Annotated in this window: 19 protein-coding genes; 12 read left to right on the forward strand and 7 right to left on the reverse strand. The window is 68.9% G+C overall.

The features are described from left to right. Positions 1–72: 72 nt before the first annotated feature. The gene (hspQ, locus tag DLJ49_RS12175; RefSeq protein WP_115393857.1) at positions 73–399 is read right to left on the reverse strand and encodes a heat shock protein HspQ; all 327 of its coding nucleotides are present in this window, start codon (positions 397–399) and stop codon (positions 73–75) included. Positions 400–787: 388 nt separating this feature from the next. On the opposite strand from hspQ, the gene cutA reads away from it, so the two are divergent. The 3 genes from cutA (at position 788) to DLJ49_RS12190 (ending at position 2,461) form a co-directional block, all read left to right on the forward strand. Beyond that, entirely contained in the window at positions 788–1,114 is a 327-nt protein-coding gene (gene cutA, locus DLJ49_RS12180; RefSeq protein WP_115393824.1) for a divalent-cation tolerance protein CutA, read from the forward strand. Between the two features lie 384 nt (positions 1,115–1,498). Further along, entirely contained in the window at positions 1,499–1,705 is a 207-nt protein-coding gene (locus DLJ49_RS12185; protein ID WP_115393825.1) for a cold-shock protein, read from the forward strand. A 258-nt stretch (positions 1,706–1,963) separates the two neighbouring features. Further along, positions 1,964–2,461 (forward strand): Hsp20 family protein, encoded by a 498-nt coding sequence (locus DLJ49_RS12190; protein ID WP_115393826.1) that lies wholly within the window; start codon positions 1,964–1,966, stop codon positions 2,459–2,461. 58 nt (positions 2,462–2,519) lie between these two features. Here DLJ49_RS12190 and DLJ49_RS12195 read toward each other — a convergent pair whose 3' ends face one another. Together DLJ49_RS12195 and DLJ49_RS12200 are read right to left on the reverse strand one after the other, a co-directional pair. Further along, on the reverse strand, positions 2,520–3,089 hold the full coding sequence (locus tag DLJ49_RS12195; RefSeq protein WP_115393827.1) for a DUF1523 family protein: 570 nt from the start codon (positions 3,087–3,089) through the stop codon (positions 2,520–2,522). A gap of 16 nt (positions 3,090–3,105) precedes the next feature. Beyond that, positions 3,106–3,375: a hypothetical protein gene (locus tag DLJ49_RS12200; RefSeq protein ID WP_115393828.1), complete on the reverse strand. Its 270-nt coding sequence runs from the start codon at positions 3,373–3,375 to the stop codon at positions 3,106–3,108. Positions 3,376–3,571: 196 nt separating this feature from the next. On the opposite strand from DLJ49_RS12200, the gene DLJ49_RS12205 reads away from it, so the two are divergent. Then, on the forward strand, positions 3,572–3,895 hold the full coding sequence (locus DLJ49_RS12205; protein WP_115393829.1) for a DUF3775 domain-containing protein: 324 nt from the start codon (positions 3,572–3,574) through the stop codon (positions 3,893–3,895). Between the two features lie 18 nt (positions 3,896–3,913). Here DLJ49_RS12205 and DLJ49_RS22115 read toward each other — a convergent pair whose 3' ends face one another. From DLJ49_RS22115 to DLJ49_RS12220, 4 genes are all read right to left on the reverse strand, one after another. Then, entirely contained in the window at positions 3,914–4,069 is a 156-nt protein-coding gene (locus DLJ49_RS22115; protein ID WP_199533364.1) for a hypothetical protein, read from the reverse strand. Between the two features lie 86 nt (positions 4,070–4,155). Further along, positions 4,156–4,869, reverse strand: coding sequence for a DUF5765 domain-containing protein (locus DLJ49_RS12210; RefSeq protein WP_115393830.1), 714 nt, complete (start codon positions 4,867–4,869; stop codon positions 4,156–4,158). Positions 4,870–4,931: 62 nt separating this feature from the next. Beyond that, positions 4,932–6,074, reverse strand: coding sequence for a saccharopine dehydrogenase C-terminal domain-containing protein (locus tag DLJ49_RS12215; RefSeq protein WP_115393831.1), 1,143 nt, complete (start codon positions 6,072–6,074; stop codon positions 4,932–4,934). Positions 6,075–6,083: 9 nt separating this feature from the next. Continuing rightward, positions 6,084–7,157, reverse strand: a complete 1,074-nt coding sequence (locus DLJ49_RS12220) for a saccharopine dehydrogenase (RefSeq protein ID WP_115393832.1) — start codon at positions 7,155–7,157, stop codon at positions 6,084–6,086. Between the two features lie 210 nt (positions 7,158–7,367). Between DLJ49_RS12220 and DLJ49_RS12225 the strand changes: the two genes are divergently transcribed. The 8 genes from DLJ49_RS12225 (at position 7,368) to DLJ49_RS12260 (ending at position 15,811) form a co-directional block, all read left to right on the forward strand. Then, a complete protein-coding gene (locus DLJ49_RS12225) occupies positions 7,368–9,332 on the forward strand; it encodes an AMP-binding protein (protein WP_115393833.1) in 1,965 nt (654 codons plus the stop codon). Between the two features lie 5 nt (positions 9,333–9,337). Next, the gene (locus tag DLJ49_RS12230; RefSeq protein ID WP_147277305.1) at positions 9,338–9,925 is read left to right on the forward strand and encodes a hypothetical protein; all 588 of its coding nucleotides are present in this window, start codon (positions 9,338–9,340) and stop codon (positions 9,923–9,925) included. Continuing rightward, positions 9,922–10,743, forward strand: coding sequence for an ABC transporter ATP-binding protein (locus DLJ49_RS12235; protein ID WP_115393835.1), 822 nt, complete (start codon positions 9,922–9,924; stop codon positions 10,741–10,743). The genes DLJ49_RS12230 and DLJ49_RS12235 overlap by 4 nt, the downstream gene beginning before the upstream one ends. Positions 10,744–10,914: 171 nt before the next feature. Then, entirely contained in the window at positions 10,915–11,874 is a 960-nt protein-coding gene (locus DLJ49_RS12240) for a branched-chain amino acid ABC transporter permease (RefSeq protein ID WP_115393836.1), read from the forward strand. Positions 11,875–11,967: 93 nt separating this feature from the next. Further along, on the forward strand, positions 11,968–12,312 hold the full coding sequence (locus tag DLJ49_RS12245; RefSeq protein WP_115393837.1) for a hypothetical protein: 345 nt from the start codon (positions 11,968–11,970) through the stop codon (positions 12,310–12,312). 49 nt (positions 12,313–12,361) lie between these two features. Continuing rightward, entirely contained in the window at positions 12,362–13,438 is a 1,077-nt protein-coding gene (locus tag DLJ49_RS12250) for a branched-chain amino acid ABC transporter permease (RefSeq protein ID WP_115393838.1), read from the forward strand. A gap of 64 nt (positions 13,439–13,502) precedes the next feature. Beyond that, the gene (locus DLJ49_RS12255; RefSeq protein WP_115393839.1) at positions 13,503–14,801 is read left to right on the forward strand and encodes an ABC transporter substrate-binding protein; all 1,299 of its coding nucleotides are present in this window, start codon (positions 13,503–13,505) and stop codon (positions 14,799–14,801) included. Between the two features lie 149 nt (positions 14,802–14,950). Beyond that, positions 14,951–15,811 carry an ABC transporter ATP-binding protein gene (locus DLJ49_RS12260; protein ID WP_115393840.1) on the forward strand — a complete coding sequence of 287 codons (861 nt, stop codon included), beginning with the start codon at positions 14,951–14,953 and terminating at the stop codon, positions 15,809–15,811. The last annotated feature ends 3 nt before the right edge of the window (positions 15,812–15,814 follow it).

Below are 15,814 nucleotides of genomic sequence, written 5' to 3' on the forward strand. Positions count from 1 at the left end.
CAGCCCCCCGGCGCCGCACGCGCAGCGCCCGTGGCGGCGCGCCGATCTGACCGCAAGACGCGTTGGGGCGGATCAGTTCAGCTGGAAGTGCAGCGGGTAGACGCCGTCCTCGAACTCGCCGAACAGGTCGGGCACGTCGGGGTGGTCGACCGGCTCGCCCGAGTAGTCGGGCAGGAGATTCTGCTCCGACACGTAGGCGACGTAGTAGCTCTGGTCGTTCTCGGCGAGCAGATGGTAGAACGGCTGCTCCTTGGCCGGCCGGCTGTCTTCGGGGATGGCGTCGTACCATTCCTCGGAATTCGAGAAGACGGCATCGACGTCGAAGACGACGCCGCGGAAGGGATGCTTCCGGTGGCGCACGACCTGGCCCAGATGGTATTTGGCTCTTTTCTTCAACATCACGTCCTTGGCCCCCTGGCGCGGGTCGTAGCGATTCGAGCGGGCGGAGTCCATGCGACAGCCCTGCGGGTCGGCAGAAACAGTCTGTGAACCATGGCCTCTCCCGCCAGGCCCGCAGAGGCGGAACCCGCCTTGGGCGGCCTCAAGCCGCGGCGCGGATCGGGGCGCGCGGCGGCCCCGGCGAGGTCGGCACACGACCGCGGCACGCGGCGGCGACGCCCTGTGTCGGCCCTCGCGGGCCGTGCGTGCTCGCCGTGCCGTGCCCTCATGAAAACGCCGCGCCGGGCGCGCTGTTCCGGCCCGGCCCCGCGCGGATGCGGGGCATGCCGCCCTCTTTCGGGCGCGGCAGGTGCCGTCTAGCTTCCCCGCGACAGGAAAGGAGAGACCGATGACCCCCGTCAGGATCCTGCTCAACTGCCCCGACCGCGAGACGGCCCGTGCGCTGGCCGCGTCGCTTCTGGATGCGGGCCTCGTGGCCTGCGCCAACATCTACCCCGAGATCGAGTCGCATTACGTCTGGCAGGGCGCGCGACAGGTCGAGAGCGAGGTGCCGCTGGCACTGAAGTCGCGCGCCGACCTGCTGCCCGAGATCGAGCGGATGGTGCGAGAGTCGCACCCCTACGACGTGCCGCCCCTCGTGGCGCAGAGTCTCGACTTCGCCCATCACCCCTTCGGCGACTGGATCGCCGAGATGACCGGGGGGGCCGATGCGTAAGGCCAACGCGCCCCGCTCCGCTCATGCCATCGAGCAGGGAAACCAGCAGGGGGGGCGAGGCGGTGCATCCCGCCCGATGAGGAAGAGATGGGGAGGAGATGCCGGACATGGCCGGGCGGGCGCGCAGCCCTGCGAAGGAACGGCCGACGCCCCTCGAGGGCCTCGACGGCCGGGCGGCGCGCTGGCGCCGTTTCGGCCCATCGGGACGGGGGCGCGCGCCGCGTCGCGGCTCTTGCCAGACCGACTGGGTCATGCGATATATGAAAGGCGACCGTTACCGCATTCGATCCCTGTCTGCCTACCGCACGTCAGTTCTATCGATACCGCTCTGACGCGCCGGGCTGCCGCACTTCCGCGGGCAGCAACACTACAGGAGACACGGGAATGGCCTCTGGCACCGTGAAATGGTTCAACACCACCAAAGGCTACGGCTTCATCCAGCCCGATTCGGGCGGCAAGGACGTGTTCGTCCACATCAGCGCGGTCGAGCGCTCGGGGCTGACCGGCCTCGCCGACGACCAGAAGGTCACCTTCGACCTCGAGACCGGGCGCGACGGCCGGCAGGCTGCGGTCAACATCGCGCTCGCCTGATCGCACCAGCGCGATAGACCCGCACGACGGAATTCCAGGGCCCCGGGGTGTTGCTCCGGGGCCCGTTTGCGTGTTGTCGGCACCGCGAGGCCGGGGGGCCGGGCCGGCGCCCTCCCCCCTCTTGATGCGACGGGTCGCGCTTCCCATCTGCGCGACATCCGGGCGCCGACCCCAGGGCCCGGACCAGCCGAACCGGCCTCCGTCCCGCGTGGAGGGGGCCGCTCCGCAACGATGGTATCGCTCGATGGAGGATGACCTATGCGAACCTACGATCTTTCCCCGCTCTACCGTGCCACTGTCGGCTTCGACCGCGTGGCCGACCTGATGGACCGCGTGATGTCGGCCGATGTCGCGCAGCCGACCTACCCGCCCTACAACATCGAGAAACTCGGTGATGACGCCTACCGCATCTCGATCGCCGTCGCCGGCTTTGCCGAAGACGACCTGACCGTCGAGGTCAAGGAAGGCGCCCTGATCGTCGCGGCCCGCAAGCGGGAGGCCGACGAGGGCCGCACCTACCTGCACCGCGGCATCGCCACACGCGCGTTCGAGCGGCGCTTCCACCTTGCCGACCACGTGCGCGTCACCGGGGCGACCCATGTCGACGGCATGCTGCACATCGAGCTGGTGCGCGAGGTGCCCGAGGGGCTGAAGCCGCGCCGCATCGAGATCGCCCGCGGCGATACCGCCCGGCTCGGCGCCGAAGGCAGGACCGTCGAGGCCGGCGCCCAGGCAGCCGAGACAGCCGAAGCCTGATCTCGCCGGGGCGCGCATCCGCGGGGTGCGCGCCCTATTCGTCGGCACTGCCGGGGGCTCAGGCCTCGTCGCCGTCGAGCAGCGGGTCGACCCGGTTATCCCAGAAGCGGCGCCAGCGCGCGTAGATCGCCCAGAACACGCAGCCGAGCGCGATCAGGATGGCGATCGCCGTCCACGGAATGACGCGCTCGTCGGGGCCGTCGACATCCTTGATGCGCAGGGCGTTGGGATAGATCGTCATGAATTCCGCCCGCCACCCGTAATGCTTGACCGCCACCCAGTCGGGGCTGTCGGACGTCGAGCGCATGTCGTTGGCCAGGGTCTGCAGGTTCGCCGAATCGAACTTGAAGAAGGGCGGCCAGCCCCAGCCCGTGTCCTCGTTGCGATAGACGATGGGTCGGCCGCCGGGCGTGATCGTCTGGATGAAGAACACCTCGCGCGTGACCTCCCCGGTGCCCGAGCCGGTATCGGCGTGCGACCAGAAGATCGAATTGGCGCCGAAGGTTTCGCGCCGCTCGTAGGTGTCTGCGATGCGCACCACGTCCCACCGGGGAAGCGTGTAGTGCAGGACCGAGAGGATCGCGGCCCAGAAGACGATCCAGAACGTCCATTTCAGGTAGGATAGCACGGGCGGCCTCCCTCACTCAGGCATAGTTGGCGAAATACACGACGATGGCGAGCACGGTGAAGGGCACCGCGTAGACCCCCAGAAGCAGGCGACGGCGCAACGCGTAGCGCTCGGAGTCGAGCCCCTCCTGCACGAAAAGGTCGCGGTTGCCGGGCCGCCCCTCTTCCTCCCAGCGGCGCTCCAGCCGCTCCTTCTGCGCGGCGCGGGCGTAGAACCACAGGCTCACGTAGGCCACCGTCGAGACGACGAGCAGCATGAGGACAAGGCGGCCGAGCGCGAAGAACATCCCTTCCTCCGGGCAGATCCACCCCTGCCATAGCGCGACCGGGCGGCAGGTGCGAGCCTTGGCTGTGCTTCCCGGCCCGAGAGGGCGGCGCGATGCCGTGTCTGCCCGCGCCCCTGCCGTTGCGGCGTTGCGGCCGCATGTCGCTTGCGTATGGGCCGAGGGCGCGGGACAAGGAGGACCTATCGCGGAGGGACCCATGCTCGACATCGCCAACGGCAAGGTCGTGCGCGTGATCGCGCTGGCCCGGGAATACGGGCCCGACCACCCCCGGCTGATGGACTACATCGCCGGGCTCAACGAGGACGAGCAGACCAGCCTCGTCGCCTGCGTGTGGATCGGGCGCGACAGCTTCGATGCCTCCGAGGTGGAAGAGGCGCTGCGCACCGCCCGCGAGGAGCGGACCTCGCCGACCGAGAGTTACCTCGCCTCGATGCCCGAACTGGCCGATTACCTGGAAGCGGGAATGGAGGCGCTCGGCCTCGACGTGAGCGACGAGGAAGACGACCTCAGCCGCTATTGAGCTCGCCCGCACCGGCCGTCAGCCCGGAGGGATGCATTCTCCGGCCCGGATGTCCTGCACCGGGTCGTCGGGGCCGCAGGGGCGACCCGACACGGGGTAGGTCTCCGTTCGGGTGCAGGCGGCCGAGGCGACGAGCAGGGCGAGCAAGAGGGCGGTGCGGACGCGTGTGGTCATTGCGCTCTCCTTTGCGACAGCTGTCCTTCAACGGCTCTATGCCGCCGGCCGGGCCGGGCGCGATGACCGCTGTCAACGCCAACGGGTCAGGTCGCCTGCGGCGCGGCGAGGAGGCGGACGCGGATCGCGGGGCTCAGCGCGACCACAAGCAGGAAGATCGAGAACAGGCACCAGATCGCCGGCATCTCGTCCATGTCGGGCGTCAGCAGCCAGGCGAGCACGGGGCCGAAGGCGGCATGGAAGAGCACGAAGCGCCATGCGCCATAGGCGAGCGGCAACAGGAACACCGCCGCCAGATAGGCGGGGAACTGGACGTTGGGCGTCGACAGCCCGAGAAGGCCCGGAAGGCCGGCGTTGAGCGGCACCTCCCACGCGATGTGCCACGTCCCCGTTCGGGTGCAGAGCGCCTCGGCGCACATGGCCGTGGCCGGGTCGCAGGGGCCGAACGGGCCTGCGGGCGCGAGCCGGATCAGCAGGGACAGCGTGGCCAGAGCGGCCAGCCCGTAGACCGCGCGCCGCAGAGCGGGCGAGACGGCCGCGGGCGTGATGGCCATCGCAAAGGCGTTGATGACGAGCGGTTGGAAAGCGATGTGCAGGTAGGAGGCCAGCGTCACGGCGTCGTTCACCGGGCTGCCGCACTGATCAAGCGTGGCGTAGCCCGCGACCTGCAGCGCCTCCATCAGCGTGAAGTATCCGAGCGTCAGCGGGATTGCCCGGTGTTCGCCCCGGCGCAGGGTGAGCGCGGTGCCCGCGGCCCCCGCCGCCACCATGCCCACCGAGGCGGCCAGCCCCCAGCACATCGGCGCCTCCCTTCCTGCCGCGCGCCCACGGTCCGACGGGCGGCGCCCTACGGCAAGCCCCCTCAGCGCAGGTGGTCGACCACGCCCAGACGCTGGGCCTGCACGTCGACCTGCGCGAGCCAGTCGGCCACCAGCTTCGGGTCGGACGGTGCGGCGGTGACCCCGGGGGGGATCGCGCGGGCCGAGACCGACTCGACCGCCAGCCGCACGGTGTGCGAGACGAGCCGCGCCATGGCAGAGCCGCGCGCGTCGCCCCAGGCGTCCATCGCGTAGGTCTTGTGGTAGGTCGGTCGCCCCTCGTGCCGCACCTCGAGCGAGACGCACAGCACCACGCGGTCGGGCTCGCCCTCGCCGTAGGCGTGCCTCGCCCACAATTCGTCGGACAGCTCGCGCAGGCGGGCCTCGCCGGCCGCGCCCGCCAGCCCCTCGATCTCGTCGAAGATGCCGGCCCAGGCCTCGGCCCAGCCGCCCAGCCGCAACGTGCCGCGCACGAAGTCGCGCACGCGCCAGCCCTCCTCGAAGCCGTATTCGGCCATGAAGGGCAGGCTGTCGCGGTTGGGATAGACCTCGAAGGTCTCGGGCGGGTCGAGGGGCGCCTGGTAGCTCGTCAGCGCGTCCCACGGGCGGCGCACCTCGAGCGTCGAGAAATCGCGGATCGAGCGCGAGGGCGAGCGCAGCGCCTTGAGCACGCCCAGCGGCGACCACGAGAACTTGTAGCGGAAGGCGTTGGGGTGCTTCGGAACCCCGCCGCAATAGGACAGGAACGAATACTCCGCGCCCGGCCGCGCGTGCCCCCCATTTCGCATGTCGGCCACCAGCCAGTGGGCCATCAGGTGGTCGATGCCGGGGTCGAGCCCCACCTCGTTGACGAAGCGCAGGTCGCGCGCCTTCGCCGCCTCGTCGAGCGCGCGCATCTCCGGGGCGATGTAGCTCGACGTGATGAAATGCGCGCCCTCGGCGAGGCAGGCGCGGGCGAGCGGCAGGTGCCAGTCGCCCGGCAGCATCGACACCACGATGTCGCCCGCGTTCATCGTCTCCTGCAGGGTGCCGATCTCGAACGGCTCGATCCAGTCGGTCAGGTCGCCCACGGCCTCGCGCGCCTTCTCCGGCGTCCGGTTCCAGACGCAGACCTCGCGCCCCTCCTCGATCAGGGCGCGCAGGCCCGGGATGGCACTCAGGCCGGTTCCGCACCAGTGGATCGTCATAATGGCACCTCAGGCGGTCTGTTTCGGGGCGTGGCGGTGGAACTCGGCCTCGGCGCGGGCCCAGGGGCCCTCGGCGCCGCTCTCCCAGGCGGGAAGCTGCTTCAGCACCGGAAGGAGCTGGGCGGCGAAATCCTCCGAGCTCTCGGCGGGCAGGAGCGAGGGCAGATTGTCGATCGCCATGACGTCGAGCGGGGGCGCCTCGTGCACGCGCAGCGCGGGCGCAGCCCAGGTCGTGGCGCGGTCGTAGACCTTGATCGGGGAGAAATCAGACGTGGGGTCGCAGGCGATGTCGCCGATGACCCGCAGCATCCGGGGGGCGTCGCCCGTGCCCTCGGGCACGAAGACCGGGGCGCCGGGGCGTGCGAGAATGCAGTTGAGAAAGATCGGGTGCGCGCGCACCTCCGGAAACGGGCCGCCATGGGCGGTCTCGGCCATGTCCCACAGGGTGGGGGGCAGGCCGGCGAGCCGGCAGAACTCGGTCGCGCCCTGGCCGACACGCCCGTTTGCCCCGATGATCAGCACCTCGGGCCTGACCGCGGTGCCGAGCGCGTCGAGCTCGTCCTCGCAGTCCTGCAGGAGCGCCTGCTGGGTGGCGTAGGTATCGACCGGAGGGCAGGTCTCGCCCCGCTGCTGCGCCGTCCAGCACTTGAGCGCCACGGCCGCCCCCGCGAACCCGGCCCAGAAGCCGAAGGCGGCGAGCCGCCTGCCCTCGTCGTCGACGAGGTATTCGAGGTCGAGAAGCGTGCCGCCCCCCTCCGCGAAGCGCCGGAGCAGCGCCCGCCCGGCCGGCTGCCCCTTGAAGGCGTGGCCGAACAGGATGTGTCGGTGCGGAAGCGGCGTGTCGTCCTCCGGCAGTTCCTTCAGCCCGAGGATCAGCGCGTCACCGGGCGCCTCGCGCCAGCTTCCCCCAGGCGCGACTACGGCTCCGGCGGCACGATACCCGTCGATTCCCAACGCGCGGGCCGGGCTTTCCTCGACGGTCACGCGCAGACCGGCGGCGACCAGATCTGCCACGCCCTCCGGCGTGACGGCGACGCGCCGCTCGTTCTCGCGTTCCTCGGCCCGGACCCACAGATGCGTCATGGCACACGCCCTCCCTCTGCCACTCCGCTACCATGTCGGCCTGAAAGGGCAAGCGCCCCGCGGCGCAACGCGGGCAGGGACCGCGTTATTTGAACGCTCGTTCAAAAAGAATTTGACGACTCGGGGGCGGGGCTGGCTATACTCGGTGCGTCGATTGTGACCACGGGGCGCCACCAACAAGACCCCGGGCACAAGGGAGGAGCATCCGCGATGGCGACGCCCGAGGGCGACCCCGTTTCCGTACCCGGCCTGCTGGCGCGCAACGCGGCGCGGTTCGGCGACAAGCCCGCCTATCGCGAGAAGGAATTCGGCATCTGGCAGAGCTGGACGTGGAAAGAGGCCGAGGCCGAGATCCGCGCCATGGCGATGGGCTTTCTCGCGCTCGGGCTCGAGCGCGGCGAGCACGTTGCCGTCATAGGGCGCAACCGCCCCGCGCTCTACTGGTCGATGGTGGCCGCGCAGATGTGCGGCGCGATCCCCGTTCCGCTCTACCAGGACGCGGTGGCCGAAGAGATGGCCTATGTGCTCGACCATTGCGGCGCGGTCTTCGTGGTGGCCGGCGACCAGGAGCAGATCGACAAGGTGCTGTCGATCCAGGACCGGCTGCCCGCGATCCGCCACATGATGTATCTCGATCCGCGGGGCATGCGGAAATACGACCACACCCGCCTGCACGCGCTGTCCGACATCGTGGCCGAGGGGCGCGTCGCCCACGAGCGGTTCGAGACGGAGCTTGCGGCGCGGGTGCGAGAGCTCGACGCCGACAGCACCTGCGTGATGCTCTACACCTCGGGCACGACCGGCAAGCCCAAGGGCGTGGTGCTGTCCAACCGGAACATCGTCGAGACGTCGAAGAACTCTGCCGAGTTCGATCGCCTGCGGCCGGGCGACGAGGTGCTGGCCTACCTGCCGATGGCCTGGGTGGGCGATTTCATCTTCTCGATCGGGCAGGCGATGTGGACGGGCTTTTGCGTCAACTGCCCCGAGAGCCCCGACACGATGATGACCGACCTGCGCGAGATCGGGCCGACCTACTATTTCGCGCCGCCGCGCGTGTTCGAGACCCAGCTGACCAACGTCATGATCCGCATGGAGGATGCCGGGCGGCTCAAGCGGTGGCTGTTCCGGCGGTTCATGGCGGTGGCGAACCGGGTTGGCCCCGCCATCCTCGACGGCAAGCGGGTGAGCGCGACCGACCGTGCGCTGTACACCCTGGGCGAAGTGCTCGTCTACGGGCCGCTGAAGAACGCGCTCGGCTTCACCCGCGTGCGGGTGGGTTATACCGCGGGCGAGGCGATCGGGCCCGAAATCTTCGATTTCTACCGCGCGCTCGGCATCAACCTCAAGCAGCTCTACGGCCAGACCGAGGCATCGGTCTTCATCACCCAGCAGCCCGACCACGAGGTGCGCCCCGACACGGTGGGCGTGCCCTCTCCCGGCGTCGAGATCCGCATCGATGAGTCGGGCGAGATCTATTACCGCTCCCCGGGCGTCTTCGAGGCCTACTACAAGAACCCCGAGAGCACGGCAAAGACGAAGGATGCCGAGGGCTGGGTCGCCACGGGCGACGCGGGCTTCATCGAGGAGGGCACCGGCCACCTGCGGATCATCGACCGCGCGAAAGACGTGGGCAAGATGGCCGGCGGCGCCCTGTTCGCGCCGAAATATGTCGAGAACAAGCTCAAGTTCTACCCCAACATCCTCGAGGCGGTCGTGTTCGGCGCGGGCCGCGAGATGTGCTGCGCCTTCATCAACATCGACCTGACGGCGGTGGGCAACTGGGCCGAGCGCAACAACATCGCCTATTCCAGCTACCAGGAGCTCGCCGGACACCCCCAGGTGCTCGATACCGTGCAGAGCCATGTCGAGGAGGTGAACCGCAGCGTCGCCGAAGACGAGATGCTGTCGGGCTGCCAGATCCACCGGTTTCTCGTGCTGCACAAGGAGCTCGACGCCGACGACGGCGAACTGACCCGCACCCGGAAGGTGCGCCGCGCGGTGATCGGAGAGAAATACGCCGACCTCGTCGATGCGCTCTACGGCGGGGCGACGGAGATCGCGACCGAGACGGAAGTCACCTACGAGGACGGCCGCAAGGGCGCGATCCGCGCGACGCTCGAGATCCGCGACGCGGCGGTGGTGCCGGCGGCGCCGAAGGCGATGGCGGCGGAGTGAGGATGATGGGTGACGCTCGTGCTGCGCACATCGCCCCACCCACCATCCCGCAGGGGCTCGCCGCCCTCGGGCTCGTGGCGCTCGCGGCCGGCCCGGCCGGCGCCACGCCCTTCGTCGAGGCCTGGCATGACGCGACCATCGCGGGCTGCCTGCCCGCGCTGGAGCGGGGTGAGACCATCGACGGCAGGGCCATGGGGCTGATGCCTGCGCCCGACATCGCGCTCGGTTATGCCGCGCCGACCGAGACCTGGCGCCACCCCGATGCGCCCTTCCTGCTCGGAGCGGTCACCCTTCCCGGCCCGGCCGGAGAGCGCCGCCTCTGCGACGTGCTCAACAGCCGCATCCTGAGCGCCGAGACCATAAACGCCGTCTATTCCGATTTCCTCGACTGGGCCGAGGCGGTGCAGGACGCGCGCCGCTACTCGTTCGTCGGCACCCGCTACGATGACGACTGGCTGACCGGCGTGGCGTCGCTGCGCTCGCGCTTCGCGACGCACCGCCACCGGGGGCTGGAGGTAACCTTCGTCGCCCAGCCCCCCGAGGGGCGCGTGACCTTCTCCGCCGTCGAGACCATCCTGCCGGAGGACGAATGACCGAGCTGAGCCCCGAGCCCTTCGTCACCGAGGACGGCCGTACCATCGGCGGCGTGCTGATGGAAATGCGTGATATCACCCTGCGGTTCGGGGGCGTCGTGGCGATCAACGACATCACGTTCGACATCCGCGAGGGCGAGATCCGCGCGATCATCGGGCCGAACGGCGCCGGCAAGTCGTCGATGCTCAACATCGTCTCGGGCTTCTACACGCCGTCCGAGGGCGAGGTCTGGTACAAGGGCGCCAGGCGACCTCCGATGAAGCCCTACGAGGTCGCCCGCATGGGCGTGGCGCGCACCTTCCAGAACATCGCGCTGTTCGAGGGGATGACCGTGCTCGACAACGTCATGACCGGGCGGCTCACGCACATGCGGGCCACCGTGCTCGAGCAGGCGCTCTGGTGGGGCCGGGCCGAGCGCGAGGAGATCGAGAACCGCGAAAAGGTGGAGCGGGTGATCGACTTTCTCGAGATCCAGAACATCCGCAAGACGCCCGTCGGGCGCCTGCCCTACGGCCTGAAGAAGCGGGTGGAACTCGCCCGTGCCCTTGCCGCCGAGCCGTCGCTGCTGCTCCTCGACGAGCCGATGGCGGGGATGAATGTCGAGGAAAAGGAGGACATGTCCCGCTTCATTCTCGACGTGAACGACGAGTTCGGCACGACGATCTGCCTGATCGAGCACGACATGGGCGTTGTGATGGACCTCTCCGACCGCGTGGTGGTGATGGACTACGGCAAGAAGATCGGCGACGGCACGCCCGACGAGGTGCGCAACGACCAGGCCGTGATCGACGCCTATCTGGGGGTGCCCCATGAGTGAGGCGGAGCGTGGATATCGCGGCGGTATCGCGCCGGCATCGCGTCGGAGCGGGCACCCGCGGCGCGACCGCAGGCCCCCCAGCCGGCCCGTGTCCCATCATCTTGGCCGAAATACTCCGGGGGGTGCGGGGGGCTGGCCCCCCGCCGCCACCCTCCCAAGGGGAGCCCGCGCATGGATCTTGTGAACCGCATCCTTTTCGAACCCTGGGTCGAGATGGCCGCGGCGCCCGACTTCTTCCTGCAGGTGGTGTGGGAGGGGCTGGTCTCGGGCACGCTCTACGCGCTGATCGCGCTCGGCTTCGTGCTGATCTTCCGCTCGTCGCGGATCTTCAACTTCGCGCAGGGCATCATGGTGGTGTTCGCCGCGCTCACGCTCGTTGGGCTGCACGAGATGGGCCTGCCCGCCTGGGTCGCGGTGGCGGGCACGCTGGCGGTGATGTTCGCGCTCGCCTGGACGGTCGAGCGGGTGGTGCTGCGGCCGCTCGTGGGCCAGCCCGACATCATCCTGTTCATGGCCACGATCGGGCTGACGCTGTTCCTGATCGGTTTCGGCGAGACGATCTTCGGCGGCGAGAACCGGCAGATGATCACCGAGGAGCTCGGCATCCCCACCGGCGATTTCGTCCTCGAGCCCGGCGGCGGCCTGCTGATCCTGCAGCACATCGACGTAACCGCGGTGGTCGTGGCCGGCCTGCTGGTGGCCGCCCTGCTGGCCTTTCTCAACTTCACCCGCATGGGCCGCGCGGTGCGGGCGCTGGGCGACGACCACCAGGCGGCGCTCTCGGTGGGCATCTCGCTGCAGACGATCTGGGTGCTGGTGTGGTTCATCGCCGGCATCATCGCGCTCGTCACCGGCATCGCCTGGGGCAGCCGCGCGGGCGTCTCCTTCGCGCTCGAGATCATCGCCTACAAGGCGCTGCCCGTGCTGATGCTCGGCGGGCTCGAGAGCATCACCGGCGCGATCGTCGGCGGCCTCATGATCGGGGTGCTGGAGAAGATCTTCGAGATCTACTGGGGCGCGCCGCTGATGGGCGGGGGCACCGAGACTTGGTTCGCCTTTGTGCTGGCACTCATCGTGCTGCTGTTTCGGCCCCAGGGCCTGTTCGGCGAGCGCATCATCGAAAGGGTATAGGGATGGGCGCGACGCAAAATCCTTGGCAAGGATTTTGCAAATCCCTTCTTCAAGGGATTTGCAACCGGACATCTCACCGCCACCGGGGGCCGCGTGATCGACCGACTGCAACGGCTCTGCGCCTACGTCTTCCTCGTCTCGGCGGGCACGCTGGCCGCCGCGCTCGTCCTGATACGGGCCCGGGCATGGCTCGGGCTGCCGCCTGCCCCGCCAGGCGAGACCAGCCTCATGGTGCCTGTCGTCGTGGGGCTCGTGATGGCGTTGACGGGATCCGGCCTCGCCTGGGTCGCACTGGCATTCCTCGCCGGGATGGCACCGGGACTGCGTCGGATCACCGACGCCCTGCGACGGCACGCGGAGGGGCGCAGCCGGGCCGAGCTGGCTCTCTGGGGCGTGGCCGCGCTGGCCGCGCTCGGCCTGCTGGCGGGGCTTTGGTAGCGATGCGCGCACCGGCCCCTGGTCTGCAACAACGGGAAGGGGCGCGCTGATGCTCTATCGTACCGCGGGGCAGTTCAAGACGAGCTACCGGGCCGACCAGGCGCTGTTTCCCGTCCGGCAGGACGCCCTACTGCTCGGCGTCATCCTGGTGCTGGCCTGGGTCGTCTTTCCGCTGACGGCGAGCGAGTTCGCCTTCCAGACGCTGCTGATCCCCATCCTGATCTACTCGCTCGCCGCTCTGGGGCTGAACATTCTGACCGGCTATGCAGGCCAGTTGAGCCTCGGCACCGGCGCCTTCATGGGCGTGGGCGCCTATGCCTGCTACAAGCTGGTCACGATCTTTCCGTGGATGAACCCGATCCTCGCGATCCTGCTGTCGGGGGTCTTCAGCGCCGGGATCGGGGTGATGTTCGGCATCCCCAGCCTGCGGATCAAGGGCTTCTACCTCGCCATCGCCACGCTCGCCGCGCAGTTCTTCCTCGTCTGGCTGTTCGAGAAGTGGCCGTGGCTCTACAACTACAACGCCTCGGGCGCGATCCAGGTGCCGAACCTCGACATGGGGCCGCTGATCGTGGCCGGGCCGCTCTCCGAGAGCCTGACGAAATACTACGTGGTCCTCGCCATCGTCACACTGCTGACGGTCGTCTGCATCAACCTCACGCGCGGCAATCTCGGCCGGATGTGGAAGGCGACCCGCGACATGGACATCGCCGCCGAGCTGATCGGCATCAACCTGATGAAATCGAAGCTGCTGGCCTTCGCCATCTCGTCCTACATCGTGGGCGTGGCGGGGGCGATGTTCGTCTTCCTCTGGCGCGGCGCGGCCGAGCCGAACCTGTTCGACATCGCGCTGAGCTTCCAGATCCTGTTCATCGCGATCATCGGCGGTCTCGGCTCGATCCTCGGCAACTATCTCGGCGCGATCCTGATCGTGGGTCTGCCGGTGGTGCTCAACTCCGTACCCGATCTCGTGGGCCTCGACATCAAGTCGGCGACGCTCGAGCACATCAACATCATGATCATCGGCGCGCTGATCATCTTCTTTCTGATCGTCGAGCCGCACGGGCTCGCCCGGTTGTGGGGCCTGATCCGCGAGAAACTGCTGGTCTGGCCCTTCCCGCACTGAGGCGCGCGGGGGGGCGGCCGAACGACGTGCCCGGAGAGGGCGCGCAACCCAAGGGAGGTACGACATGCACCACTTCACCAGACTGGCGCTGGCGGGCGCGCTGGCGGCCGGAACGGCCGGCGCGGCCGTCGCGCAGGAGATCTACGCGCCGAACCTCAGCTACCGCACGGGGCCCTTCGCCTCGACCGGCATCCCGCTGATGGACGGGCAGGCCGATTACATGGCGCTGCTCAACGAGCGCGACGGCGGGATCGGCGGCGTGCCGATCAACTTCGACGAGTGCGAGACGGGCTATTCCACCGAGAAGGGCGTGGAGTGCTACGAGCGCACCAAGGCCGACGCGGTGGTGACGCAACCCTGGTCGACCGGCATCACGCTGCAGGTGCTGCCCAAGACCAACCAGGACCAGATCCCGATCCTCGCGCCCGGCTACGGCTTCTCGCCGATGCAGGACGGGCGGGTGTTCCAGTGGGCGTTCAACCCGCCGGCCTCCTACTGGGAGGGGCATTCGATGATCGCTCAGGAGATCGCGGGCGGCGATCTCTCGACCCTATCGGGCAAGACCATCGCGTATCTCCATCTCGACCACCCGTTCGGCAAGGAGCCGCTGCCGCTCTGGGAGGACATGGCCGAGAACAACGGCTTCGAGGTGCTGCCGATCCCGGTGGGCCTGAGCCAGATGCAGGACCAGTCGTCGCAATGGCTGCAGATCCGCCGCGAGCGGCCCGACTTCGTGGTGATGCAGGGCTGGGGCGCGATGAATGCCGCCGCGCTGCAGGAAGCCGCCAAGACGCGCTACCCGATGGACCAGTTCGTGGGCATCTGGTGGGCGGGGCAGGATGCCGACCTCGCGCTGCTGGGCGAGGAGGGGGCGGGCTACCGCTCGATCTCGTGGTCGATGCCGCAGCCGGATGCCCCGATCATGGCCGAGCTCGAGGAGCACGTCTATTCCAAGGGCCTCAGCGACGCCGAGAACACGAGCGGCGTGTTCTACCAGCGGGGCCTCGTGATCTCGATGATCCTCGCCGAAGGCATCCGCACCGCGCAGGAGATCCACGGTGTTGCCGAGATCGACGGGCCGATGCTGCGCGACGGGCTGGAGAACCTCGAGATCACCGAGGAGCGTCTGGCCGAACTGGGCATGACCGGCATGGTACCGCCCTTCTCGACTTCCTGCGCCAACCACACCGGCAGCGCGGGCGGCTGGATGCTGCGCTGGGACGGCGAGAAGTTCGTGCAGGACAGCGACCTGCTCTCGGCCGACCAGGAACTGATCGCGCCGCTCGTCGAGGCCCGCGCGATGGACTACGCCGAGGAGAACGCGCCCTGGCCGATGAACGAGGATTGCCAGCCTGAAAGCTGAGCGCGCCTGCCCGGCGGCGGCACGGGCGTCGCCGCCGGAGTTTCGAGTATTTTTGCCAAGATGATGGGGCGGGCCGCGCCTCGCCCTGACCGGGGCAGGCGGTTCGAACGAAGGCCGAGGGCCCGGGCGGCCGCGACGGAGGAGCGAGGATGCTGGACACCGAGCCCGCCCATATCGGGGCGGAGGCGCCGGAAGAGGTGCTGGGCACCGAGGTGCTGCTGGACGTCAACAACATCGAGGTGATCTACAACCACGTGATCCTCGTGCTGAAGGGCGTGTCCCTGCACGTGCCCAAGGGCGGCATCATCGCGCTGCTCGGCGGCAACGGCGCGGGCAAGACGACCACCCTCAAGGCGATCTCGAACCTGCTCCACTCCGAGCGGGGCGAGGTGACCAAGGGCACCATCCGCTACCAGGGTGAAAACGTCGCCCACATGGACCCATCTGCGCTGGTGCGGCGCGGGGTGATCCAGGTGATGGAGGGGCGCCATTGCTTTGCGCACCTGACGATCGAGGAGAACCTTCTGACCGGCGCCTATACTCGCGGCGACGGTACGGGGGCGATCGAGGCCGATCTGGAGATGGTCTATTCCTACTTTCCCCGGCTGAAGGAGCGGCGGCGGTCTCAGGCCGGCTATACCTCTGGCGGCGAGCAGCAGATGTGCGCCATCGGGCGCGCGCTGATGAGCCGCCCTGAGACGGTGCTCCTCGACGAGCCGTCGATGGGGCTGGCGCCCCAACTCGTCGAGCAGATCTTCGAGATCGTGAAGTCGGTGAACGAGAACGAGGGCGTCTCCTTCCTGCTGGCCGAGCAGAACACCAACGTCGCCCTGCGCTACGCCCATTACGGCTACATCCTCGAGTCGGGCCGCGTGGTGATGGACGGCGAGGCGAAGGCGCTGCGCGAGAACCCCGACGTGAAGGAATTCTACCTCGGCATGTCCGACCAGGGGCGGCGCAGCTACCGCGAAGTCCGCTCCTACCGGCGTCGGAAGCGCTGGCTGAGCTGAGGC

Origin of the sequence: Rhodovulum sp. 12E13 (assembly GCF_003340565.1) — a bacterium.
Lineage (GTDB): Bacteria > Pseudomonadota > Alphaproteobacteria > Rhodobacterales > Rhodobacteraceae > HLUCCA09.

Excerpts from the sequence above, each read along its gene's own strand:
- DLJ49_RS12190 (WP_115393826.1), top strand. The coding sequence starts at position 1,964 with ATGCGAACCTACGATCTTTCCCCGCTCTACCGTGCCACTGTCGGCTTC.
- DLJ49_RS12205 (WP_115393829.1), top strand. The coding sequence starts at position 3,572 with ATGCTCGACATCGCCAACGGCAAGGTCGTGCGCGTGATCGCGCTGGCC.
- DLJ49_RS12250 (WP_115393838.1), top strand. The coding sequence starts at position 12,362 with ATGCTCTATCGTACCGCGGGGCAGTTCAAGACGAGCTACCGGGCCGAC.
- DLJ49_RS12185 (WP_115393825.1), top strand. The coding sequence starts at position 1,499 with ATGGCCTCTGGCACCGTGAAATGGTTCAACACCACCAAAGGCTACGGC.
- DLJ49_RS12210 (WP_115393830.1), bottom strand. The coding sequence starts at position 4,869 with ATGTGCTGGGGGCTGGCCGCCTCGGTGGGCATGGTGGCGGCGGGGGCC.
- DLJ49_RS12230 (WP_147277305.1), top strand. The coding sequence starts at position 9,338 with ATGGGTGACGCTCGTGCTGCGCACATCGCCCCACCCACCATCCCGCAG.
- DLJ49_RS12255 (WP_115393839.1), top strand. The coding sequence starts at position 13,503 with ATGCACCACTTCACCAGACTGGCGCTGGCGGGCGCGCTGGCGGCCGGA.
- DLJ49_RS12240 (WP_115393836.1), top strand. The coding sequence starts at position 10,915 with ATGGATCTTGTGAACCGCATCCTTTTCGAACCCTGGGTCGAGATGGCC.
- DLJ49_RS12225 (WP_115393833.1), top strand. The coding sequence starts at position 7,368 with ATGGCGACGCCCGAGGGCGACCCCGTTTCCGTACCCGGCCTGCTGGCG.
- DLJ49_RS12235 (WP_115393835.1), top strand. The coding sequence starts at position 9,922 with ATGACCGAGCTGAGCCCCGAGCCCTTCGTCACCGAGGACGGCCGTACC.
- hspQ (WP_115393857.1), bottom strand. The coding sequence starts at position 399 with ATGTTGAAGAAAAGAGCCAAATACCATCTGGGCCAGGTCGTGCGCCAC.
- cutA (WP_115393824.1), top strand. The coding sequence starts at position 788 with ATGACCCCCGTCAGGATCCTGCTCAACTGCCCCGACCGCGAGACGGCC.
- DLJ49_RS12220 (WP_115393832.1), bottom strand. The coding sequence starts at position 7,157 with ATGACGCATCTGTGGGTCCGGGCCGAGGAACGCGAGAACGAGCGGCGC.
- DLJ49_RS12200 (WP_115393828.1), bottom strand. The coding sequence starts at position 3,375 with ATGTTCTTCGCGCTCGGCCGCCTTGTCCTCATGCTGCTCGTCGTCTCG.
- DLJ49_RS12260 (WP_115393840.1), top strand. The coding sequence starts at position 14,951 with ATGCTGGACACCGAGCCCGCCCATATCGGGGCGGAGGCGCCGGAAGAG.
- DLJ49_RS22115 (WP_199533364.1), bottom strand. The coding sequence starts at position 4,069 with ATGACCACACGCGTCCGCACCGCCCTCTTGCTCGCCCTGCTCGTCGCC.
- DLJ49_RS12215 (WP_115393831.1), bottom strand. The coding sequence starts at position 6,074 with ATGACGATCCACTGGTGCGGAACCGGCCTGAGTGCCATCCCGGGCCTG.